Origin of the sequence: Streptococcus sp. 53 (assembly GCF_013276565.1) — a bacterium.
In the GTDB taxonomy this organism is placed as follows: Bacteria; Bacillota; Bacilli; order Lactobacillales; family Streptococcaceae; genus Streptococcus.
Window position 1 is genome coordinate 1 of record NZ_VMLG01000008.1, and the last position, 23,324, is coordinate 23,324.

25 protein-coding genes and 1 pseudogene are annotated in these 23,324 nt (G+C 40.1%); 19 read left to right on the forward strand and 7 right to left on the reverse strand.

Features of this window, described 5'->3' with window-relative positions:
- Positions 1 to 250: 250 nt before the first annotated feature.
- Entirely contained in the window at positions 251 to 1,597 is a 1,347-nt protein-coding gene (gene gdhA / locus HT722_RS02950; RefSeq protein WP_173277475.1) for an NADP-specific glutamate dehydrogenase, read from the reverse strand.
- Between the two features lie 229 nt (positions 1,598 to 1,826).
- On the opposite strand from gdhA, the gene HT722_RS02955 reads away from it, so the two are divergent.
- From HT722_RS02955 to HT722_RS02985, 7 genes are all read left to right on the forward strand, one after another.
- Entirely contained in the window at positions 1,827 to 2,762 is a 936-nt protein-coding gene (locus HT722_RS02955) for a dihydroorotate oxidase (RefSeq protein WP_173277477.1), read from the forward strand.
- Positions 2,763 to 2,795: 33 nt separating this feature from the next.
- Entirely contained in the window at positions 2,796 to 3,833 is a 1,038-nt protein-coding gene (gene holA, locus HT722_RS02960; protein ID WP_173277478.1) for a DNA polymerase III subunit delta, read from the forward strand.
- Positions 3,834 to 4,157: 324 nt separating this feature from the next.
- Complete coding sequence (sodA, locus tag HT722_RS02965) at positions 4,158 to 4,763, forward strand: superoxide dismutase SodA (protein WP_020903212.1); 606 nt, start codon at positions 4,158 to 4,160, stop codon at positions 4,761 to 4,763.
- 156 nt (positions 4,764 to 4,919) lie between these two features.
- Positions 4,920 to 5,450 (forward strand): YutD family protein, encoded by a 531-nt coding sequence (locus HT722_RS02970; protein WP_173277480.1) that lies wholly within the window; start codon positions 4,920 to 4,922, stop codon positions 5,448 to 5,450.
- A gap of 20 nt (positions 5,451 to 5,470) precedes the next feature.
- Positions 5,471 to 6,556, forward strand: a complete 1,086-nt coding sequence (gene rlmN, locus HT722_RS02975) for a 23S rRNA (adenine(2503)-C(2))-methyltransferase RlmN (RefSeq protein WP_173277482.1) — start codon at positions 5,471 to 5,473, stop codon at positions 6,554 to 6,556.
- Complete coding sequence (locus HT722_RS02980; RefSeq protein ID WP_173277484.1) at positions 6,556 to 7,038, forward strand: VanZ family protein; 483 nt, start codon at positions 6,556 to 6,558, stop codon at positions 7,036 to 7,038. The genes rlmN and HT722_RS02980 overlap by 1 nt, the downstream gene beginning before the upstream one ends.
- 1 nt (position 7,039) lies before the next feature.
- Positions 7,040 to 8,581, forward strand: a complete 1,542-nt coding sequence (locus HT722_RS02985) for an ABC-F family ATP-binding cassette domain-containing protein (RefSeq protein ID WP_173226661.1) — start codon at positions 7,040 to 7,042, stop codon at positions 8,579 to 8,581.
- Positions 8,582 to 8,720: 139 nt separating this feature from the next.
- Here HT722_RS02985 and HT722_RS02990 read toward each other — a convergent pair whose 3' ends face one another.
- From HT722_RS02990 to HT722_RS03000, 3 genes are all read right to left on the reverse strand, one after another.
- A complete protein-coding gene (locus HT722_RS02990; protein ID WP_173277486.1) occupies positions 8,721 to 9,545 on the reverse strand; it encodes a peptidylprolyl isomerase in 825 nt (274 codons plus the stop codon).
- A 304-nt stretch (positions 9,546 to 9,849) separates the two neighbouring features.
- A complete protein-coding gene (locus HT722_RS02995) occupies positions 9,850 to 10,074 on the reverse strand; it encodes a helix-turn-helix transcriptional regulator (protein ID WP_049532384.1) in 225 nt (74 codons plus the stop codon).
- Between the two features lie 2 nt (positions 10,075 to 10,076).
- A complete protein-coding gene (locus HT722_RS03000; RefSeq protein WP_173277488.1) occupies positions 10,077 to 10,655 on the reverse strand; it encodes a DUF3796 domain-containing protein in 579 nt (192 codons plus the stop codon).
- A 697-nt stretch (positions 10,656 to 11,352) separates the two neighbouring features.
- Here HT722_RS03000 and rpsP point away from each other — a divergent pair.
- The 7 genes and pseudogenes from rpsP (at position 11,353) to HT722_RS03035 (ending at position 14,755) form a co-directional block, all read left to right on the forward strand.
- The gene (rpsP, locus tag HT722_RS03005) at positions 11,353 to 11,625 is read left to right on the forward strand and encodes a 30S ribosomal protein S16 (RefSeq protein ID WP_000268760.1); all 273 of its coding nucleotides are present in this window, start codon (positions 11,353 to 11,355) and stop codon (positions 11,623 to 11,625) included.
- A gap of 19 nt (positions 11,626 to 11,644) precedes the next feature.
- Entirely contained in the window at positions 11,645 to 11,884 is a 240-nt protein-coding gene (kphA, locus tag HT722_RS03010; protein WP_000379617.1) for an RNA-binding protein KphA, read from the forward strand.
- A 44-nt stretch (positions 11,885 to 11,928) separates the two neighbouring features.
- A pseudogene (locus HT722_RS03015) lies at positions 11,929 to 12,255 on the forward strand (nucleotide pyrophosphohydrolase).
- A gap of 103 nt (positions 12,256 to 12,358) precedes the next feature.
- The gene (locus HT722_RS03020) at positions 12,359 to 13,147 is read left to right on the forward strand and encodes an alpha/beta hydrolase (RefSeq protein WP_173277490.1); all 789 of its coding nucleotides are present in this window, start codon (positions 12,359 to 12,361) and stop codon (positions 13,145 to 13,147) included.
- 30 nt (positions 13,148 to 13,177) lie between these two features.
- Positions 13,178 to 13,696 carry a ribosome maturation factor RimM gene (rimM, locus tag HT722_RS03025; RefSeq protein ID WP_001105892.1) on the forward strand — a complete coding sequence of 173 codons (519 nt, stop codon included), beginning with the start codon at positions 13,178 to 13,180 and terminating at the stop codon, positions 13,694 to 13,696.
- Positions 13,686 to 14,402 (forward strand): tRNA (guanosine(37)-N1)-methyltransferase TrmD, encoded by a 717-nt coding sequence (gene trmD, locus HT722_RS03030; protein ID WP_173277492.1) that lies wholly within the window; start codon positions 13,686 to 13,688, stop codon positions 14,400 to 14,402. Before rimM ends, trmD begins: the two co-directional genes overlap by 11 nt.
- A gap of 14 nt (positions 14,403 to 14,416) precedes the next feature.
- Complete coding sequence (locus HT722_RS03035; protein ID WP_001196040.1) at positions 14,417 to 14,755, forward strand: ATP cone domain-containing protein; 339 nt, start codon at positions 14,417 to 14,419, stop codon at positions 14,753 to 14,755.
- Positions 14,756 to 14,785: 30 nt separating this feature from the next.
- Here HT722_RS03035 and HT722_RS03040 read toward each other — a convergent pair whose 3' ends face one another.
- Positions 14,786 to 15,106 carry a hypothetical protein gene (locus HT722_RS03040; RefSeq protein ID WP_173277494.1) on the reverse strand — a complete coding sequence of 107 codons (321 nt, stop codon included), beginning with the start codon at positions 15,104 to 15,106 and terminating at the stop codon, positions 14,786 to 14,788.
- A 98-nt stretch (positions 15,107 to 15,204) separates the two neighbouring features.
- Between HT722_RS03040 and HT722_RS03045 the strand changes: the two genes are divergently transcribed.
- Entirely contained in the window at positions 15,205 to 15,420 is a 216-nt protein-coding gene (locus HT722_RS03045; protein WP_050390033.1) for a YdbC family protein, read from the forward strand.
- Between the two features lie 207 nt (positions 15,421 to 15,627).
- Here HT722_RS03045 and HT722_RS03050 read toward each other — a convergent pair whose 3' ends face one another.
- Together HT722_RS03050 and gor are read right to left on the reverse strand one after the other, a co-directional pair.
- The gene (locus HT722_RS03050) at positions 15,628 to 16,164 is read right to left on the reverse strand and encodes a biotin transporter BioY (protein ID WP_173277497.1); all 537 of its coding nucleotides are present in this window, start codon (positions 16,162 to 16,164) and stop codon (positions 15,628 to 15,630) included.
- 196 nt (positions 16,165 to 16,360) lie between these two features.
- Positions 16,361 to 17,707 (reverse strand): glutathione-disulfide reductase, encoded by a 1,347-nt coding sequence (gene gor, locus HT722_RS03055; RefSeq protein ID WP_173277499.1) that lies wholly within the window; start codon positions 17,705 to 17,707, stop codon positions 16,361 to 16,363.
- Between the two features lie 286 nt (positions 17,708 to 17,993).
- On the opposite strand from gor, the gene HT722_RS03060 reads away from it, so the two are divergent.
- The 4 genes from HT722_RS03060 to metG all read left to right on the forward strand — a co-directional run bounded on the left by HT722_RS03060 (position 17,994) and on the right by metG (position 23,266).
- Positions 17,994 to 19,199 carry an efflux RND transporter periplasmic adaptor subunit gene (locus tag HT722_RS03060; RefSeq protein ID WP_173277501.1) on the forward strand — a complete coding sequence of 402 codons (1,206 nt, stop codon included), beginning with the start codon at positions 17,994 to 17,996 and terminating at the stop codon, positions 19,197 to 19,199.
- A complete protein-coding gene (locus HT722_RS03065; RefSeq protein ID WP_000811474.1) occupies positions 19,183 to 19,884 on the forward strand; it encodes an ABC transporter ATP-binding protein in 702 nt (233 codons plus the stop codon). Before HT722_RS03060 ends, HT722_RS03065 begins: the two co-directional genes overlap by 17 nt.
- A 1-nt stretch (position 19,885) precedes the next feature.
- Positions 19,886 to 21,145, forward strand: a complete 1,260-nt coding sequence (locus tag HT722_RS03070; RefSeq protein ID WP_001180418.1) for an ABC transporter permease — start codon at positions 19,886 to 19,888, stop codon at positions 21,143 to 21,145.
- 123 nt (positions 21,146 to 21,268) lie between these two features.
- A complete protein-coding gene (metG, locus tag HT722_RS03075) occupies positions 21,269 to 23,266 on the forward strand; it encodes a methionine--tRNA ligase (protein WP_173277504.1) in 1,998 nt (665 codons plus the stop codon).
- Positions 23,267 to 23,324: the final 58 nt, after the last annotated feature.

Consider the following 23,324-nt stretch of genomic DNA (forward strand, 5'->3'; position numbering starts at 1 on the left):
TAAGACTGACGAAGTCAGTGACCATATCTACGGTAAGGTGACGCTGACGTGGTTTGAAGAGATTTTCGAAAAGTATAAAATAGATTGAATTTAGAATAGTCCACTGAGTTTTATAAAACATTGTTAGAAATTGGTTTGAATTCCGCAATCAATTTGTTCGGTTTTTATTTCATTTAACTATAATTTTCCAACTGTTTAATTCAAGCTAAAAATCCCCAATCTAAGCGATTGAGGATTAAGCAAATGAATCTTAAACAATACCTTGTGCAACCATAGCGTTTGCTACATTTTCAAAGGCAGCGATGTTAGCTCCTGCAAGGTAATCTTTATCAAGACCATATGTTTCTGAAGTTGTTTTAGCTGTGTTGAAGATGTTTGTCATGATGTCTTTGAGACGTCCATCAACTTCTTCACGAGTCCATGAGAGGCGAAGGCTATTTTGGCTCATTTCAAGAGCTGAAACGGCTACACCACCAGCGTTGGCAGCTTTTGCAGGTCCGTAGAAGATACCATTTTCTTTGTAAACTTTGATGGCATCAAGGTCGCTTGGCATGTTGGCACCTTCAGATACACAGATCACGCCTTGAGCAACCAAACGTTTAGCTGCTTCACCGTTGATTTCGTTTTGAGTAGCACATGGAAGAGCAATGTCATAGTTTCCAGCGTAAGTCCATACAGAACCTTCGTGGTAGCTTGCAGTTGCTTTTTCAGCAGCATACTCAGTCAAACGAGCACGACGTTTTTCTTTAACATCTACCAAGAGATCGAAGTCGATTCCGTTTTCATCGATGACATAACCATTCGAGTCAGATACAGAGATAACAGTTGCACCAAGTTCAGTTGCTTTTTGAAGAGCGTATTGAGCTACATTACCAGAACCTGAAATGACCACTTTCTTACCAGCAAAGCTATTACCGTTTGCTTTAAGCATTTCTTCAGTGTAGTAAACTAAACCGTAACCAGTTGCTTCTGGACGAATCAAGCTACCACCAAATCCAAGAGGTTTACCAGTCAAGACACCAGCATCAAATTGGTTAAGGCGTTTGTATTGACCGTAAAGGTAACCAATCTCACGTCCACCAACACCGATATCACCAGCAGGTACGTCAAGTGATGGTCCGATGTGTTTTTGCAATTCAGTCATGAAGCTTTGGCAGAAACGCATCACTTCAGCATCTGTTTTACCTTTAGGATCGAAGTCTGATCCACCTTTACCTCCACCGATAGGAAGTCCAGTCAAGACATTTTTGAAGATTTGTTCAAATCCGAGGAATTTCAAAATCCCTTGGTTTACAGTTGGGTGGAAACGAAGTCCGCCTTTGTATGGCCCAACAGCTGAGTTGAATTGAACACGGTAACCACGGTTTACTTGAATTTTTCCATCACGGTCAACCCAAGGAACACGGAAAGAAATCACGCGCTCTGGCTCGGTAATACGTGCCAAGATATTTTCTTCGATATACTCAGGGTGTTTTTCGAATACAGGTTCTAAAGTGTTGAAAAATTCTTCAACAGCTTGGAGGAATTCAGCCTCGTGCCCGTTACGAGCTTTTACAGTTTCAAACACGCTTTGGATATATTCTTTAGCAGATGTCATATCGTTCTCCTTAAATTCTAATTTAATTATGTGTGTCATTATAGCAGAATTTTTTTTAACTGTAAAGAGAAAAAACAAAAATTTTCTAAAAATTCTTTCAATTTAGTTTTTTGGATTTTTTGAAAGTAGATAAAAAACGAACGTTTTTCTTATAAATGCCTTTCTCAAAGAGAAAATCTGAAAATATGGTATAATATTAGCAATAAAAGGAATCTGGAGGATCAGAATCATGGTATCAACGAAAACGCAAATTGCTGGTTTTGAGTTTGACAATTGTTTGATGAATGCAGCAGGTGTGGCTTGTATGACGATAGAGGAGCTAGAAGGGGTTAAAAACTCAGTTGCAGGAACCTTTGTCACAAAGACTGCGACCTTGGACTTTCGTCAGGGGAACCCTGAACCACGTTATCAAGATGTTCCACTTGGTTCTATCAACTCTATGGGTTTGCCAAATAAGGGCTTAGACTACTATCTGGACTACCTTTTGGATCTGCAGGAAAAAGAGCCAAATCGAACTTTCTTCTTATCTCTAGTTGGTATGTCTCCAGAGGAAACCCATACTATTTTGAAAAAAGTCCAAGAGAGTGATTTTCGTGGTCTGACTGAGCTAAACCTCTCCTGTCCAAATGTTCCAGGAAACCCTCAGATTGCCTATGATTTTGAGACAACAGACCGGATTTTGGCAGAAGTATTTTCCTACTTCACCAAACCTCTTGGAATTAAATTGCCACCATATTTTGACATTGTTCACTTTGACCAAGCGGCAGCTATTTTCAATAAGTATCCTCTTAAGTTTGTCAACTGCGTCAACTCAATCGGAAACGGCCTATATATAGAAAATGAGTCCGTCGTTATTCGTCCTAAAAATGGTTTCGGTGGCATTGGTGGTGAGTATATCAAACCGACTGCTTTAGCTAATGTTCATGCCTTTTATCAACGCTTAAACCCTCAAATTCAAATCATTGGTACAGGTGGTGTTTTGACTGGTCGTGATGCCTTTGAACATATTCTCTGTGGAGCAAGTATGGTGCAGGTGGGAACTACCCTTCACAAAGAAGGCGTCGGTGCTTTTGATCGTATTACCAATGAACTGAAAGCAATCATGGTGGAAAAAGGCTACGAGAGCTTAGAAGATTTCCGTGGGAAATTGCGCTATATCGACTAAATTAAATCGAAAAATCAGAAGAAAGGAGAGAAGATGCTAGCCATTGAAGAGAGTCAAAAACTGACTCTAGCAAATTTACCTAGTCTGAGCCTATTTACAGGGACAGATCAGGGCCAGTTTGAAGTGATGAAAAGTCAAGTGTTGAAACAGATTGGCTATGATTCTGCTGACCTCAACTTTGCCTATTTTGATATGAAAGAAGTGGTCTACAAGGATGTAGAACTGGAGTTGGTCAGTCTTCCTTTCTTTGCGGATGAGAAAATCGTGATATTAGACCATTTTGTCGATATCACAACAGCCAAGAAACGCTTTTTGACAGATGATGAGCTTAAGTCATTTGAGGAATACCTTGACAATCCTTCACCAACAACCAAGTTGTTGATCTTTGCAGAAGGAAAGTTGGATAGCAAAAGACGGTTGGTTAAATTACTGAAGCGTGATGCCAAGGTCTTTGATGCAGTAGAAGCAAAAGAACAAGAATTGCGCCAGTATTTCCAAAAGTGGAGCCAGAAACAAGGTCTGCAGTTTGCCAATCATTCTTTTGAAAATCTTCTCGTCAAGTCGGGTTTTCAATTTAGCGAAATTCAGAAAAATCTCCTCTTTTTACAGTCCTATAAGGCAGATTCTGTTATCGAAGAAGAGGATATTGTCAACGCTATTCCCAAGACCTTACAGGACAATATTTTTGATTTAACTCAGTTTATTTTGACTAAAAAGATGGACCAGGCGCGCGACTTGGTTAGAGACTTGACCTTGCAAGGTGAAGACGAAATCAAGTTGATTGCAGTCATGCTGGGACAATTTAGGACTTTTATTCAGGTGAAGATTTTATCAGAGTCTGGGCAAACAGAATCTCAGATTGCAAGTAGTTTAGGTAGTTATCTGGGACGCAATCCTAATCCCTATCAAATCAAGTTTGCATTAAGAGATTCACGAGGACTTTCCTTGAGCTTTCTGAAGCAATCTATTTCCTATTTGATTGAGACAGACTATCAGATTAAGACAGGTCTTTATGAAAAGAGTTTCCTTTTTGAAAAGGCACTCCTACAGATTGCTAGTCAGGTCAATTGACATTTTTTTGAAACTACAACCCGTGTCAAGATTAGCTTGTCGTAGGTTTCTTGCTGATTTGCTTATTTTATACTCAATGAAAATCAAAGAGCAAACTAGGAAACTAGCCGCAGGTTGCTCAAAGCACTGCTTTGAGGTTGTAGATAGAACTGACGAAGTCAGTCACATATATAATCCAAGGCGACGTTGACGCGGTTTGAAGAGATTTTCGAAGAGTATGATTAGAAAGTATCTCAGTGATTTCATTATCTATAAGCAAAAAACTTGAAAAAAGTGAATGTTTGCGTTATCATTTTCATATAGAAAGAAAAAGAGGTATTACAGATGGCTATTATCTTACCAGATCTTCCATATGCATACGACGCTTTGGAACCATACATCGATGCGGAAACAATGCACTTGCACCATGACAAACACCATCAAACTTATGTCAACAATGCTAATGCAGCTCTAGAAAAACACCCTGAAATCGGTGAAGACCTTGAAGCTTTGCTTGCTGATGTAGAATCTATCCCAGCTGATATCCGTCAAGCACTTATCAACAACGGTGGTGGACACTTGAACCACGCTCTTTTCTGGGAATTGATGACTCCTGAGAAAACAGCTCCTTCAGCAGAACTTGCAGCAGCAATCGATGCAACATTTGGTTCATTTGAAGACTTCCAAGCAGCCTTCACTGCAGCAGCAACAACTCGTTTTGGTTCTGGCTGGGCATGGTTGGTTGTCAACAAAGAAGGGAAGCTTGAAGTGACTTCAACAGCAAACCAAGACACACCAATCTCAGAAGGTAAAAAACCAATCTTGGGCTTGGACGTTTGGGAACATGCTTACTATGTGAAATACCGCAACGTGCGTCCTGACTACATCAAAGCTTTCTTCTCAGTGATCAACTGGAACAAAGTAGATGAATTGTACGCAGCTGCTAAATAATGATAGTTGGAGGGAAGAATTGTTCTTCTCTTTTTAAGGTTGTATTATTTTGGTCTGACAAAATCGTCAGACTTTTTTCATTTTTATGAGAAATGTGCTAACTGCTAGAAATTATGGTAGAATAAAGTATTAAGTAATCGTGAAAAAAGGATATCTATGCGAAAAGAAATTGCACCTGAATTATACAACTATAACAAGTTTCCTGGTCCTGAGTTCCATTTACACGGGGACAAGGTTGAAACGGAAGGGATAGCTTTTTCCTTGGTGGAAAATATCAAGGATGCCTTTGATGTGACGGCTTTTAATCAGCGTTTTTCAGAAGTCTTAACCAAGTTTGATTATATCGTTGGGGACTGGAGTAATGAACAGCTTCGCCTACGAGGTTTTTACAAGGATGACCGAACAGAGGAAAATCTTGAAAAAATCAGTCGTTTACAAGACTACCTTTTAGAGTATTGTAGTTATGGTTGTGCCTATTTTGTCTTAGAAAATGAAGCCCCTAAGCGAGCATCATTTGACAAGAAAATGCGTAAGAAGGAAGAAGAAACACCTTCTAAAAAAGGAAAGAAACCGACTCAAACCAAACGAAAACCGAATGCAGATAAGAAAAATAGACGTCGTCAGAAGGACCAGTATTCTCAGAAAGAGGACAAGGGGCAACGTCATTTTGTCATTCGTCAGAAGTGAGTAGAGAATAAGGAGAAGAAATGAAACCCTCAATTTATAGTTTAACACGTCAAACCATGCAGGAATGGGTTTTGGAGCAGGGAGAAAAGAAATTCCGTGCAGATCAAATCTGGGAATGGCTTTACCGTAAACGTGTCCAGTCATTTGAAGAAATGACCAACCTTTCCAAGGATTTGATTGCTAAGCTTAATGACCAGTTTGTGGTCAATCCCTTGAAACAGCGTATCGTTCAAGAGTCTGCTGATGGTACCGTTAAATATCTTTTTGAATTGCCAGATGGAATGCTGATTGAGACAGTACTCATGCGTCAACACTATGGTTTGTCTGTCTGTGTGACCACTCAGGTCGGCTGTAATATCGGTTGTACCTTCTGTGCCTCTGGTTTGATTAAGAAACAACGTGACCTCAATAATGGGGAAATCGTAGCGCAAATCATGCTGGTTCAGAAATACTTTGATGAGTGTGGTCAGGACGAACGCGTCAGCCATATCGTTGTCATGGGAATTGGTGAACCATTTGATAACTACAATAATGTCTTGAATTTCGTTCGTACTATCAATGATGATAAAGGAATGGCCATCGGTGCTCGTCACATCACGGTTTCAACCTCAGGTTTGGCCCATAAAATTCGTGACTTTGCTAATGAAGGGGTTCAGGTCAATCTTGCCGTGTCACTTCACGCACCCAACAATGAATTGCGCTCAAGCATTATGAAGATTAACCGTGCCTTTCCGATTGAAAAACTCTTTGCAGCTATTGAGTACTATATCGAAACAACCAATCGTCGTGTGACCTTTGAGTATATCATGCTCAATGAAGTCAATGACGGTGTAGAACAAGCCTTGGAATTGGCTGAATTGCTCAAGAATATCAAGAAATTGTCTTATGTAAACTTGATTCCTTATAACCCAGTTAGTGAGCATGACCAATATAGCCGTAGTCCTAAAGAGAGCGTCCTGGCCTTCTATGATACACTTAAGAAAAAAGGGGTCAACTGTGTGGTTCGTCAAGAGCATGGTACAGATATTGATGCAGCTTGTGGACAATTACGTTCCAATACAATGAAACGTGACCGCCAGAAAGCAGTCGCAGCAGTCAATCCTTAATGATGAAGAAGACTTATAATCATATTTTGGTCTGGGGAGTCATTTTCTATAGTATTTGTATAGTTTACTTTTGCTTTACTCCTCAAGAACATTCTCCCGTGGGGGTGGAAACTCCAGGTATTCAGCATCTTGGACGCCTGGTTTTTCTTTTGACTCCTTTCAATTCTTTCTGGAAACTGGGTGAAGTGAGTGATATGGGACAATTATGTTGGATTTTTCTACAAAATATCCTTAATGTTTTCTTGCTTTTTCCTCTGATTTTCCAACTCCTTTATCTCTTTCCAAACTTGCAGAAAACAAGAAAGGTTCTTCTTTTTAGCTTTTTAGTGAGTCTTGGAATCGAGTGTACGCAGTTAGTCTTGGACTTTTTCTTTGATTTCAATCGCGTCTTTGAGATTGATGATTTGTGGACCAATACCTTGGGAGGCTATTTGGCTTGGCTCCTCTATAAACAATTACATAAAAACAAGATAAGGAATTAAAATGAGTATTTTAGAAGTTAAAAATCTGAGTCACGGTTTTGGTGACCGTGCAATTTTTGAAGATGTGTCCTTCCGTCTCCTAAAGGGGGAACATATCGGTTTGGTTGGTGCTAATGGTGAAGGGAAATCAACCTTTATGAGTATCGTGACTGGTAAAATGTTGCCAGATGAAGGGAAGGTTGAGTGGTCCAAATATGTGACTGCTGGTTACTTGGATCAGCACTCAGTCCTTGCTGAAGGGCAGTCGGTGCGCGATGTGCTCCGTACAGCTTTTGATGAGCTTTTTAAAGCAGAAGCTCGTATCAATGACCTTTATATGGAAATGGCTGAAGACGGTGCGGATGTTGATGCTCTCATGGAAGAAGTGGGTGAACTTCAAGACCGTCTGGAGAGTCGTGATTTCTATACCTTGGATGCTAAGATTGACGAAGTAGCGCGTGCCCTTGGTGTTATGGACTTTGGCATGGATACGGATGTGACCTCTTTGTCAGGTGGGCAAAGAACCAAGGTACTTTTGGCTAAACTCCTCCTTGAAAAGCCCGATATCTTGCTTTTGGACGAGCCGACCAACTACTTGGATGCTGAGCATATTGACTGGCTCAAGCGCTATCTCCAAAACTATGAGAATGCCTTTGTTCTCATTTCACACGATATTCCATTCCTGAACGACGTTATCAATATTGTCTACCATGTGGAAAATCAACAGTTGACACGATACTCTGGTGACTACTACCAGTTCCAAGAAGTCTATGCTATGAAGAAATCTCAGCTAGAGGCTGCCTACGAACGTCAACAAAAAGAAATTGCAGACCTCAAGGACTTCGTCGCACGAAACAAAGCGCGTGTTGCAACACGAAACATGGCCATGTCTCGTCAGAAGAAATTGGATAAGATGGATATTATCGAGTTGCAAAGTGAGAAACCAAAGCCGTCCTTTGATTTCAAACCAGCTCGTACGCCAGGACGCTTTATTTTCCAAGCCAAGGATTTGCAAATTGGTTATGACCGTCCTCTCACTAAGCCTTTAAATCTTACCTTTGAACGCAATCAAAAGGTTGCTATTATTGGTGCCAATGGTATCGGTAAAACAACTCTATTGAAGTCTCTATTGGGCATTATCCCGCCAATCGCTGGGGAAGTTGAACGCGGTGACTACCTAGAACTTGGTTACTTTGAGCAGGAAGTAGAAGGAGGCAATCGCCAAACACCACTAGAGGCTGTTTGGAATGCCTTTCCAGCTCTCAACCAAGCAGAAGTTCGTGCAGCCCTTGCTCGTTGTGGTTTGACAACCAAGCATATCGAAAGCCAAATTCAGGTCTTGTCAGGTGGGGAACAAGCCAAGGTTCGTTTCTGTCTCTTGATGAATCGTGAAAACAACGTTTTAGTGCTGGACGAGCCGACCAACCATTTGGATGTGGATGCCAAAGGTGAACTCAAACGTGCTCTTAAAGAATACAAGGGATCTATTCTTATGGTCTGCCACGAACCAGACTTCTATGAAGGCTGGATGGACCAAATCTGGGATTTTAATAATCTAACTTAAAAATGAGGATAAAAGAAATACAGTACCGTATGTGGGTACTGTATTTTTAGGTTTTTAAGATTTAATACTCTTCGAAAATCAAATTCAAACCGCGTCAACGTCGCCTTGCCGTACTCAAGTACAGCCTGCGGCTAGTTTCCTAGTTTGCTCTTTGATTTTCATTGAGTTTAAAATCGTAGTCTTTCACCACTTCGATGCTGTCGATTGTGATAGCAGTAGTTGGCTTGTCTTTTTCATCTTTTTCGGCTTTGGCAATCTTATCCACAACATCCATACCGTCAATCACTTGGCCAAAGACTGGGTGTTTTCCATCTAGACTAGGGTTTCCCCCTTCTTTATAGGCTTCGATAATTTTCTTTGGATACTTGCTTGTAGGGAGTTTAGCAGAGGTATCTGTAGAGTTTTGGTTGATGAAGAACTGGCTGCCATTGGTGTTTGGTTGACCAGTATTAGCCATAGAAAGAGCACCACGGATGTTATAGAGATAAGGAGTAATCTCGTTTTTGAAACCAGTTCCCTTGTCTTTAGCCTTATCCTTGTCATGCCAGATGGACTGACCACCTGTACCGTCCCCTTTTGGATCTCCAGTTTGAACCATGAAGCCATCGATGACACGGTGGAAGGTAATGCCGTTATAGTAGCCTTCTTTGGCATGAGTTAGGAAGTTTTCAACCGCTAGAGGAGCGAGTTTAGGGAAGAGTTTGATACGGATATCTCCTTGACTTGTGTGGAGAATCACTTCAGCCTCGTTTTCAGCAACTTCTTTAGATAGTTGTGGGAAATTGGCGTTTTCGTTTGTTAAAGCATCGTTTAGCTCCTTGGCAGATTGGGCTGCTGCTTTGGAGCTTTCCTCAGCGGCCAAGCTAGAATCTACATAGTCATCACCACGCAAACTACGTTGGATGTTGCTACATCCAGCTAGAGCTACAGTGGATAGTAAAAGAAGGGTTGCTAGTTTTTTCATTCTGTTCCTCTCAAAAATTCATTTCTACCATTGTACCCTAAAAGGAAGGGGATTTCAAATATTAGTGACAAGGTGGTTTTAGAGAAAGTCAACTAAAAAGTCACTTGCTTTGGGGCATCAATGCCATAAGTGTACTCAAAGTATTTAGGAAACCAGGTCATAAGAAAGCTCGTAAAGCATCACAATTAGCAAACGTTAATTCGAAAGAATTACTATATTTTAAAAGAGCACATTTTCAATGGATTTTTCTTTTGACTTTACTTCCTAATGAATCAATGAACTTAATACTAGGTCTCGGAAAGAATTATGCTTCCTCTTGCTGTCTGAGTTCAAAGAGGTCTTCTACTTTCAGATTAAAAACTTGAGCAATTTTAAGAGCCATTTCTAGCGAAGGGTTGTAACGGTTATTTTCCAAGTGCAGAATTGTCTCGCGTCGCATGCCGATGAGGTCGGCTAACTCCTGCTGGGTCATGCCTGTGGACTCACGAACAGATTTGAGATTAGTAATAATCTTGCTTTCTTTGGCCATGCTTATCCTCTCCGTTCCAAGATAAAATAGACAACCGCAAAGATGAAAATCAAGGCAGCTATGCTAATAAAGACTTGACCCATGTAAAGAGTGAGAGACCCCATATACCCAATGATAACTGTTAGGATCATCAGTGCGCCTAGTGTAAAAACTAACATCAAGCTAGCTGCTTTTGCTAAATTGGCATAAAAGCGTTCGTCCGGAGTTTCCTTGACATTTTTCAAAGAGAAAAAACCAAATAAAATCACTTCAATAACGAGGCCAATTCCCAAAATCCATTCTTTAATAGCAGAACTTTCGCTTGGGGTCGCAACCCAAATTCCTACTGTATAAAAAATGCTTGCTGCAAACACAAGTATCGTGTAAAGCTTAGCAGACAAGTCAAAAATAATCTTTTCCTTACCTTTCTGACTCTTATGTAGCCAGCTCCAAATAGCTACAATTTGACCTGACACTGAAATACCAGTAATAACTAACTTGGGTTCCCAACTAAGATTAGAACCAAATAAAACAATAAAATCAATAAAGAGAGCTACGGCAATCATTGCAATGAGGCCACGCATTTTTTGACTTTTTTTCATGATAGACTCCTTTTTTGTGTTATAAATATATAACACTTAAATTTTATGTTATAAATATATCACATTTAAATTTGGAAAGCAAGAATTTATGTGCCAAGGTGGCAATTATTTGAAAAAATTTTTTAATAAAAGACCTCGCTAGTCAAACAACTAAAGAATTCTTTGAAGCAATGCATCGGATTTGGTTTGGATAGTTTCGTTAATAATATTTGATGATAAAGAATTTTTGAAAAATCTAGATACTGTATGAATCTCTACTTTTTTTCTTAGACTGTTATAAAGTCTGTCAGAATAAGCGTTATAGGTGTAGAAGTTAATTTTTACAGAACTAAATTATTCCCCCTATTTAGAATCTATTGATTCATATTTTATAAATTAATTAGTAGATATCGTTCTTAAAATCCTTGATATTCGTTTGGGAACGGGCTTAGGATTTAGGAGCCAAGTATCCAAATCTCGTTCAGGCGATATGAAGGGCTTAACTTGATGGTCTTTATAAAATGTTTCTAAAATAGGATTTATGACATTCTCTTTCTGATTTTTCTTTAAAAATATAACAAATTTCTAAATGGTTTAAGAATTTTATAGTCTGTCAAGTTTTTTTCTTGACACCTGTCAGAAATCTGCTATAATAGAACATGTGCTAAATAGCTCAGCTATTTCACTCAAATAAAAAATAAGAAAAGAGATATTAAAAATGGCAGTTAAAATCCGTTTGACTCGTATGGGTTCTAAGAAAAAACCTTTCTACCGTATCAACGTAGCAGATTCACGTTCACCACGTGACGGACGTTTCATCGAAACAGTTGGAACTTACAACCCACTTGTTGCTGAAAACCAAGTAACTTTGAAAGAAGACCGTGTTCTTGCATGGTTGGCTGATGGAGCTCAACCTTCAGATACAGTTCGCAACATCCTTTCAAAAGAAGGTGTATTGAAAAAATTCCACGATTCTAAATTCTCAAAATAAGTTTAAAGTAGGTTGACAGATGGATACGATTGAAAATCTCATTATTGCGATTGTGAAACCCTTGATTTCACAACCAGATGCCTTAACTATCAAGATTGAAGATACACCAGAATTTTTGGAATATCATTTGGATCTTGATCAAAGTGATGTGGGTCGTGTAATCGGTCGTAAGGGTCGCACTATTTCTGCGATAAGAACGATTGTCTACTCTGTCCCAACTGAAGACAAAAAAGTAAGAATCGTTATTGACGAAAAATAAGAAGGGCGGGACGAATGTTTCGCTTTTTTTGCAAGGAGCAGGATATGAAGGATTTAATGTTTAGACAATTACAAGACTATCTACTGGAACATTACTAGCAGTCTCGGACTGAGGAAAGTCTCTTTATGAAGCTAGTGGAGGAAATCGGAGAAGTAGCTGAGGTTTTGAATGGTCGCTCTGGTAGAAAAGAGGAGGTTCAGGATTCTAACGAGGAACTAGTAAAAGAACTGGCTGCTATCATTCACTACACCGTCGCAATCGCCGCCATCAACCATAGTGACCTTACCAAGACTATCTTTGAGAAAGATAAGACTGCAGCCATTAAGTACCAACATGAACGTAATTTGGAAGAATTTGTGAAGGGAAAGTAGAGATGTTGTCCCCTTCCTCCAACTTGAGAAAATCCTTAGAACGTGATAAAATAAAGGATAAGGATTTTTAATAATTCATTATATAGAACGAGTGGATTTCTTTATGAAGAGATTTGAAGTATCTACAGAAATTGGTAGTCTCTCTGTTACTTATCGAAAGCAAAAGAAAGTGCTAGTTTGTTTAAATGGAGCAGGTTTGCTACCAAGTTATGAAAATTTTTCACTTATACTTGAAAAACTTCCTCCTACAATTGGTTATTTGACAATTGATTTTCCAAACACAGGCAGGAGTCCGATTCATGACCAGGCTGACAAAAATCTGGATAATCTTGTAGATGCAGTTTATGAAGTGCTTGAAGAATTGGAAGTTTCTGAATATATACTTTGTGCACATAGTTTGAGTGGAATTTTAGCTTGCAAATTACTCAAGAAACCAATTAAGTGTCAGGCTTTAGTAGCAATTGAACCGACAACTAAAAACGTCATGTTTGCTGATTTTTCAGAAAATCCTTATCCAGAAATGGAAAGGCAGATGAGGTTGATTGACGAGTGTGGTCCTGAATTGTATTTTAAGAATTTAACTCAAGCCACATTTAGCCCTGAAATTAATAAAGAAATCTGGGCAATAATGCAAGAAAAAGGCTCAGAGTTGGAAAATCAAGATCCAGGATTTCAGATATCTGGAGAGATTACTGAGGAAGATTTTGAGAATTTGTCGATAGAAGCTTATGCCCCTGTATTTATTTTTTGTCAGGCTTATAGAGAAAAAGAGTACAGAGAATCAGAATATTGGACTTCCAATACTAAACTCATTTTAGGAGGGAATCACCATTATTTACAGTGGTCTGAATCCGAAAAAATTGCGACTATTATTCGAGAATTATCAGAATAAGATGGAAAGAAGGAGACTACAGGAGACAAGATGAACTACTTTAATGTTGGGAAAATCGTCAATACGCAAGGGTTGCAGGGTGAGATGCGAGTCTTGTCTGTGACAGATTTTGCAGAAGAACGGTTTAAAAAAGGGGCTGAGCTGGCCTTGTTTGATGAAAAAGATCAGTTTGTTCAAACAGTGACCATCGCTAGCCACCGTAAACAGAAGAACTTTGACATTATTAAATTCAAAGATATGTACCATATCAATGCTATTGAAAAGTACAAGGGATATAGTCTCAAGGTTGCTGAGGAAGATTTGAATGACCTAGACGATGGTGAATTTTATTATCACGAGATTATCGGTTTGGAAGTCTATGAGGGTGATAACTTGATTGGAACCATCAAGGAAATCCTACAACCAGGTGCTAACGATGTCTGGGTGGTCAAGCGAAAAGGCAAGCGTGATTTGTTATTGCCTTATATCCCACCAGTGGTTCTCAATGTTGATATTCCGAATAACCGCGTCGATGTGGAAATCTTAGAAGGGTTAGACGATGAAGATTGATATTTTAACCCTCTTTCCAGAGATGTTTTCTCCACTGGAGCACTCAATTGTTGGAAAGGCACGTGAAAAAGGGCTCTTGGATATCCAGTATCATAATTTTCGAGAATATGCTGAAAAGGCCCGCCATGTCGACGATGAGCCCTACGGAGGCGGTCAGGGGATGTTGCTCCGAGCCCAACCCATTTTCGATGCCTTTGATGATATTGAAAAGAAAAATCCGCGCGTCATTCTCCTAGACCCAGCTGGCAAGCAGTTTGATCAGGCTTATGCAGAGAATTTGGCTCAAGAGGAAGAACTTATCTTTATCTGCGGTCACTATGAGGGTTATGATGAGCGTATTAAGACCTTGGTGACAGATGAGATTTCCTTGGGGGATTATGTCTTGACTGGTGGTGAGTTAGCGGCCATGACTATGATTGATGCGACGGTTCGCCTGATTCCAGAAGTGATTGGCAAGGAGTCTAGCCACCAAGATGATAGTTTTTCTTCTGGGCTTCTCGAGTATCCTCAGTACACACGTCCCTATGATTATCGAGGTATGGTTGTGCCAGATGTACTGATGAGTGGACACCATGAAAAGATTCGTCAGTGGCGCCTGTATGAGAGTTTAAAGAAAACCTACGAGCGCAGACCGGATTTGTTAGAACATTATCAACTGACAGCAGAAGAAGAAAAAATGCTGGCAGAAATTAAAGAAAACAAATAATAAAGGAGAAACCTATGCAAGTAATCAAACGTGATGGAGAAATTGCTGAATTTAATCCAGATAAGATTTACCAAGCTATCTTAAAGGCAGCCCAGACTGTTTATGTATTGACAGATGATTTACGTCAAAACCTTGCACAAGTCACTAAGAAAGTGGTTTTGGATTTGGAAGAGGCCAAGGTGGAACGTGCTACCATCAGCATGATTCAGTCTATGGTTGAACATCGTTTGCTGGGTGCAGGTTACATTACCATTGCAGAACACTACATTTCCTATCGTCTACAACGTGACTTGGAAAGAAGTGGTTATGGAGACCATATCGCTGTTCATTTACATTTTGAACAAATTCGCTAAGAAAAAAGAGTGGGATGAAGTAACTACATCTCACTCTTTCTTAAATCTATTTTTTTGGGCTGTTTGGACAGTTGAAGGGACAAAGCGCAGACGTTGAATATCGCTTATGCGGATAATACGGGTCACATTTTTGGCGAAATTTTTCACGATAATTTGTTGACGTTGCTGATCGTATTTGATGATATCACCTGTAAAACTTGTCTCAGATAAGATAAGGTGAACAGCGGTTTGTTTCTGGATAGCCTCTTCAATAGTGGCTGTAAGGGAGTTGGTTTCAGTCTGGTCAGGTTGGTCATGTCCATTTAAAAAGTCATGTATTTTATTTAAAACTTGCTGGAATTTATGTCTCATATTGGCCTCCCTTCTTTTATATCAATATTATATAAAATTTTCGTAAAATCTACAAGATTTTACGAATAAACTAATGAAAGCTAAAAAAGGAGAAGAAAATGGCAGAATTTACATTTGAAATCGAAGAGCATTTGTTGACTCTTTCTGAAAACGAAAAAGGTTGGACTAAGGAAATCAACCGTGTGAGCTTTAATGGTTCCCCTGCAAAGTTTGATATTCGTGCTTGGAGTCCAGATCATACTAAAATGGGCAAAGGAATTACTCTCTCTAATGAAGAATTTCAAACCATGGTGGATGCCTTTAAAGGCAACTAATACTCTTCGAAAATCTCTTCAAACCGCGTCAGCTTCGCCTTGACGTATGTGTATGGTTACTGACTTCGTCAGTTTCATCTACAACCTCAAAGCAGTACTTTGAGCAGCCTGCGGCTAACTTCCTAGTTTTCTCTTTGATTTTTATTGAGTGTAGGTTTTCAAAATGAAAGAAAAGGATATTGAGTCATAATAACTCGATATCCTTTTTTAGTTAGTAAAGTAAGCCTGATTTTTAAGGCGTTGAAGTAATGGACGGCTAATAAAACTAATGGCAATAATTTTACCAAGGTCTGGGATAATAAAGGGAAGAACTCCCACAACAAGAGCTTTTTCAAATGCCATTCCAGCAAGGAAATGCAAGCTAAGAATCCCGCCGACAAAGACAAGGGCATCACCTAAGAGGTTTGCAAGAAAAATCTTGACAACACCACTCTTGCTGTTGGTTAGAGAGGAAGTCAGTCCAGAGTAAACAAGATAAAACCAAAGATAACCTGCAGTAGGGCCAACTAAAGCCTGAAAACCAGCACCACCTCCTGCAAAGACAGGAAGACCGATAGCACCTAGAAGAAGATAGAGTCCAACAGAAAGTACAGCCTCTCTCGGTCTAAAGACAGTAGCAATTAAGCCGATTGCAAAGTTTTGCAGAGTGAAGGGAACAGGTCCAATAGGAAGACTGATTTGTGCCAATACAGCAATGAGAGCAGCCCCAATCGCAGGGATAGCATAAACGTGAGCTTTTTTCAAAATAGTTAACCTCTTTTCTTATGTATAGTAACTATTATACTCGTAGAGTAATTATTGTCAACCTATTTTTATAACAAAGGTAACAAAAACTGTAACGGCCGATTTTGCTTACTGGTTAAGGTGGGTAATTGTTTTGTTGATTCGAAAATTATCAAAAAAGAAGCAGACACATTTGTATCAGCTTCTTTTATTTCGATTAACGCATAGTTACAAATTCTTCAGATGCAGTTGGGTGAATCGCCACAGTTGCGTCAAAGTCAGCCTTGGTTGCTCCCATTTTGATAGCAACAGCAAATCCTTGAATCATTTCATCAACACCGTAGCCAATTCCATGAAGTCCGACAACTTTTTCTTCTGAACCAGCTGTGATCAATTTGAAACGTGTTTCTTGACGGTTGCAAGTGCAAGCAGAGTACATAGAAGTAAAGCTTGATTTGTAAACCTTGATTTGGTCTTGGCCGTATTTTTTAATAGCTTGCTCTTCTGTCAAGCCAACAGTTCCGATAGCAGGGTGTGAAAAGACAACAGTTGGAATAGTTGAGTAGTCCATTTTTGCAGTTGTTTTTCCGTTAAAGAGACGTTCAGATAAAGTACGCCCAGCCTTGATTGCAACTGGAGTCAGTTCTTTCTCGCCCGTTACATCACCTAGAGCGTAGATTCCCTCAACAACAGTATTTTGGTATTCATCTACTTGGATAAAGCCACGTTCGTTCAGAGTTACTCCAGCTTTTTCAAGTTGCAAGCTCTTAACGTTTGGACGGCGACCAGTAGCCCAGATAACTTGGCTAGCTGTGTGACTAGTACCATCTTCGAAATGAATGGTAATGCCGTCAGCAGTTTTTTCTAACTTGACAGGGACTTTGTGAGTATGAAGTGGCAAGTTTGTTCTTTCCATTTCCTTGACCAAACCTTCAACGATATAAGAATCAAAACTACGTAAAGGACGATCACGGCGAACAAAGAGGTCTGTCTTGACACCAAAAGTGTGGAGAACGCCAGCTAATTCGACGGCTATATAACCCGCGCCTAGAATAGCAACTGATTCTGGCAATTCTTCCCAGGCAAACACATCATCAGAAGAGCCACCTAAGTCAGCACCAGGAATATTTGGAATACTTGGATGGGCACCTGTAGCAATCACGATATGTTTAGCACGAATGAGTTCACCATTTACGCTAACAGTATGAGAATCTACAAATTCAGCATGGCCTTCAATCAAGTCTACACCGTTGCGTTTAAAACTGCCATCATAAGAAGAACGAGCGCGATCAATGTAGGCTTCACGATTGCGACGTAGGGTTGCAAAGTCAAAGTTAAGATCAGTAGTCTTAAAGCCGTAGTCTTCTCCAAATTGATGGAAAGTCTCAGCGATTTGTGCTCCGTACCACATGATTTTTTTAGGAACACAGCCGACGTTGACGCAGGTTCCACCTAGTTTCTTTTCCTCAATAACGGCCGCTTTGGCTCCGTGTTCACCAGCACGGTTCATGGTAGCAATTCCTCCGCTACCTCCACCGATAGCAATGATATCGTATTCTCTCATTGAAAACTCCTTTGTACTCTTTTAAATAGTCGAGTGTCTTTTTTGATAGTCATATTCTATCTTTTTTTTGATGTGATTGCAAAAATCTGCTACGCACAAAAAATTGCAAAAAAGCTTGCCAAATAAGTCAAAATAATGTATTATATAACTAGTACAATAGAAAAGGAGAATTTCCGAACGATTGTTTAATCCTGAATTGTCATTATTTCCATCTGAACTGCATTGTTTGCTGGAGGGAAATCTGGTATAATAGCAAAGTATTGTAAAAAAGAAAAGGAGTTTCATTATGAAGAAAAAGAATGGTAAAGCTAAAAAGTGGCAATTGTATGCAGCAATTGGTGCTGCGAGTGTAGTTGTATTGGGTGCCGGGGGGATTTTACTCTTTAGACAACCCTCGCAAACTGATGTTAAGGATGAAACGCCACATCTAGTAGTGGCAAAAGAGGGAACTGTTGCTTCGTCGGTTTTATTGTCAGGAACAGTGACGGCAAAAAATGAACAATACGTTTATTTTGATGCTAGCAAGGGAGATTTAGACGAAATCCTTGTTTCTGTGGGCGATAAGGTCAGCGAAGGGCAGGCTTTAGTCAAGTACAGTAGTTCAGAAGTGCAGGCGGCCTATGATTCAGCTAGCCGAGCAGTTGCTAAGGCAGATCGTCATATCAATGAACTCAATCAAGCACGAAATGAAGCCGCTTCAGCTCCGGCTCCTCAAGCCTCTGCGCCAGCAGGAGGAGAAGATGCAACGGTGCAAAGTCCAACTCCAGTGGCTGGAAATTCTGTTGCTTCTATTGACGCTCAGTTGGGTGATGCCCGTGATGCTCGTGCAGATGCAGCAGCACAATTAAGTAAGGCTCAAAGTCAGTTAGATGCAATGACGGTTCTCAGTACCCTAGAGGGAACTGTGGTCGAAGTCAACCACAATGTTTCTAAATCTCCAACAGGAGCTAGCCAGGTTGTAGTTCATGTCGTTAGCAATGAAAACTTGCAAGTTAAGGGTGAACTGTCTGAATATAACCTTGCCAACCTCTCTGTAGGACAAGAAGTAACCTTTACTTCTAAAGTTTACCAAGATAAGAGCTGGACTGGTAAGATTAGCTACATTTCTGATTACCCTAAAAACAATGGCGAAGCAGCAAGTACAGCTGTAGCAGCAGGCGGTAATTCTGGTTCTAAATATCCATATACCATCGATGTTACAAGTGAAATCGGTGACTTGAAACAAGGATTCTCAGTAAGTGTTGAGGTCAAAAATAAGAGTAAAGCCATTTTGGTTCCTCTAACAAGTGTTGTGACTGAAAATGATAAGAACTATGTCTGGGTGCTTGACGAGCAGAAAAAGGCCAAGAAAGTGGAAGTTGGTTTGGGTAATGCTGATGCAGACAACCAAGAAATCACTTCAGGTCTGACAAATGGAGTCAAGGTCATCAGTAATCCAACGTCTTCCTTGGAAGAAGGAAAAGAGGTGAAGGCTGATGAAGCAACTAATTAGTCTAAAAAATATCTGCAGAAGCTACCGTAACGGTGACCAAGAACTGCAGGTTCTCAAAAATATCAACCTAGAAGTGAATGAGGGTGAATTCGTTGCTATCATGGGACCATCTGGTTCGGGTAAGTCCACTCTGATGAATACGATTGGCATGTTGGATACACCAACCAGTGGAGAGTATTATCTTGAAGGTCAAGAAGTGGCTGGACTAGGTGAAAAACAACTAGCCAAGGTCCGCAACCAACAAATCGGTTTTGTCTTTCAGCAGTTCTTTCTTCTATCCAAACTCAATGCTCTGCAAAATGTAGAATTGCCCTTGATTTATGCAGGAGTTTCGTCTTCAAAACGTCGCAAGTTGGCTGAGGAGTATTTAGACAAGGTTGAATTGACAGAACGTAGTCACCATTTGCCTTCGGAATTATCTGGTGGTCAAAAGCAACGTGTGGCTATTGCGCGTGCCTTGGTAAACAATCCTTCTATTATCCTAGCAGACGAACCGACAGGAGCCTTGGATACCAAAACAGGGAATCAAATTATGCAACTATTGGTTGACTTGAACAAAGAAGGAAAAACCATTATCATGGTAACGCATGAGCCTGAAATAGCTGCTTATGCCAAACGTCAGATTGTCATTCGCGATGGAGTTATTTCATCTGATAGTGCTCAGTTAGAAAAGGAGGAAAACTAAGATGCAGAATCTGAAATTTGCCTTTTCATCTATTATGGCTCACAAGATGCGTTCTTTGCTTACCATGATTGGGATTATTATCGGTGTTTCATCAGTTGTTGTGATTATGGCTTTGGGAGATTCCCTATCTCGTCAAGTCAATAAAGATATGACCAAATCTCAGAAAAATATTAGCGTCTTCTTCTCTCCTAAAAAAAGTAAAGATGGGTCTTTTACTCAGAAACAATCAGCTTTTACGGTTTCTGGAAAAGAAGAGGAAGTTCCTGTTGAACCACCAAAACCGCAAGAATCTTGGGTCAAGGAGGCAGCCAAACTCAAGGGAGTGGATAATTACTATGTAACCAACTCAACGAACGCCATCTTGACTTATAAAGATAAAAAAGTTGAAAATGCCAATTTGACAGGTGGAAACAGAACTTACATGGACGCTGTTAAGAATGAAATTATTGCAGGTCGTAGTCTAAGAGAGCAAGATTTCAAAGAGTTTGCAAGTGTCATTTTGCTAGATGAGGAATTGTCCATTAGTTTATTTGGCTCTCCACAAGAGGCTATTAACAAGGTTGTAGAAGTCAATGATTTTAGTTATCGAGTCATTGGGGTTTATACTAGTCCAGAGGCTAAAAGGTCAAAAATATATGGGTTTGGTGGCTTGCCTATTACTACCAATATCTCCCTTGCTGCGAATTTTAATGTAGATGAAATAGCTAGTATTGTCTTTCGAGTGAATGATACCAGTTTAACTCCAACTCTGGGTCCAGAACTGGCACGAAAAATGACAGAACTTGCAGGCTTGCAACAGGGAGAATATCAGGTGGCAGATGAGTCGCTTACATTTGCAGAAATTCAACAATCGTTTAGTTTTATGACGACGATTATCAGTTCCATCGCAGGGATTTCCCTCTTTGTTGGAGGAACTGGTGTTATGAACATCATGCTGGTTTCTGTTACAGAGCGTACCCGTGAGATTGGTCTCCGTAAGGCTTTGGGTGCAACGCGTGCCAATATTTTAATCCAGTTTTTGATTGAATCCATGATTTTGACCTTGTTAGGTGGCTTAATTGGTTTGACAATTGCAAGTGGTTTAACTGCCTTAGCAGGTTTGTTACTGCAAGGCTTGATTACGGGTATAGAAGTTGGAGTATCAATCCCAGTTGCCCTATTTAGTCTTGCAGTTTCGGCTAGCGTGGGTATGATCTTTGGAGTCTTGCCAGCCAACAAGGCATCGAAACTTGACCCAATCGAAGCCCTTCGTTATGAATAAGATCAACAAGATGGACACTCGTCTATCTTGTTTTTGTATAGATTTCCCTATCGAAAATCCTTAAAAATGTGATATAATGAAGTGTTAGAAAAACAGGTTTCATTTGCCTGGAAAGGAAAAATTATGTCTGAAAAGAATTTTTATATTACAACGCCGATTTACTATCCATCTGGGAAACTTCATATCGGTTCTGCCTACACAACCATCGCCTGTGATGTCCTAGCCCGTTACAAACGCCTAATGGGCTACGATGTCTTTTATCTGACAGGTCTTGATGAGCATGGTCAAAAGATTCAACAAAAAGCGGAAGAAGCTGGCATTACACCACAAGCCTATGTTGATGGAATGGCAGTTGGAGTTAAAGAACTCTGGCAATTACTAAATATTTCATACGATAAATTTATCCGTACAACTGATGACTACCACGAAAAAGTTGTCGCACAGGTCTTTGAGCGCTTGCTGGCTCAAGATGATATTTACTTGGGTGAATACTCTGGCTGGTATTCAGTATCAGATGAAGAATTCTTTACAGAAAGCCAGCTTGCAGAAGTATTTCGTGATGAAGCTGGAAATGTGACTGGCGGTATTGCTCCATCAGGTCACGAGGTTGAATGGGTATCCGAAGAATCATACTTCCTTTGCCTCAGCAAATACCAAGACCGTTTGGTAGACTTTTTCAAGTCCCATCCTGAATTTATCACTCCAGATGGTCGTCTGAATGAAATGCTTCGCAACTTTATTGAGCCAGGTTTAGAGGATTTGGCAGTTTCTCGTACAACCTTTACATGGGGTGTGCCAGTCCCATCAAATCCTAAGCACGTTGTCTATGTTTGGATTGATGCCCTTCTTAACTATGCGACAGCTCTTGGCTACGGTCAAGACGAACATAGTAACTTTGACAAGTTCTGGAATGGAACAGTCTTCCACATGGTAGGAAAAGACATCCTTCGTTTCCACTCCATCTACTGGCCAATCCTTCTTATGATGTTGGATGTTAAATTACCTGATCGTTTGATTGCCCATGGTTGGTTTGTCATGAAAGATGGTAAAATGTCTAAATCTAAAGGGAATGTCGTTTACCCTGAAATGTTGGTAGAGCGTTATGGACTAGATCCACTTCGTTACTACCTCATGCGCAGTCTTCCAGTTGGTTCAGACGGAACCTTCACTCCGGAAGACTATGTAGGCCGTATCAACTACGAATTGGCCAATGACCTTGGGAACCTCCTCAATCGTACGGTTTCTATGATTAACAAGTACTTTGATGGACAAATTCCTGCCTATGTAGAGGGTGTAACAGAGTTTGATAATGCTCTTGCTGAGGTTGCAGAACAATCAATTGCTGACTACCATACACACATGGAAGCAGTTGACTACCCACGTGCGCTTGAAGCGGTCTGGACCCTTATCTCTCGTACCAATAAATACATCGATGAGACCGCACCATGGGTCTTGGCCAAGGATGAAGCTCTTCGTGACCAATTGGCAAGTGTTATGAGCCACTTGGCAGCCAGCCTTCGTGTCGTTGCTCACTTGATTGAACCATTTATGATGGAAACCAGTTGTGCAGTATTGAATCAACTTGGCTTGGAAGAAGTAGCGAGCCTTGAAAACTTGAGCTTGGCTGACTTCCCAGCAGATGTGACTGTAGTTGCCAAAGGAACACCAATCTTCCCACGTCTCGATATGGAAGAAGAAATCGCCTATATCAAGGAACAAATGGAAGGTAACAAACCAGCAGTCGAAAAAGAGTGGAACCCAGACGAAGTTGAACTCAAACTAAACAAGGAAGAAATCAAGTTTGAAGACTTTGACAAGGTCGAAATCCGTGTCGCAGAAGTCAAAGAAGTTTCTAAAGTAGAAGGTTCTGATAAGTTGCTTCAATTCCGCTTGGATGCTGGTGATGGAGAAGATCGTCAAATTCTTTCTGGAATTGCAAAATACTATCCAAATGAACAAGAATTGGTCGGCAAGAAAGTTCAAATTGTTGCCAATCTCAAACCACGTAAAATGATGAAGAAATATGTCAGCCAAGGTATGATCCTATCAGCTGAACATGATGGACAATTAACCCTTCTCACAGTTGATCCAGCTGTACCAAACGGAAGTGTGATTGGGTAAAAATAGACAGGACTAGTTCATGCTAGTTCTGTTTTTTTATTTGGCTCTTTGTCAACTG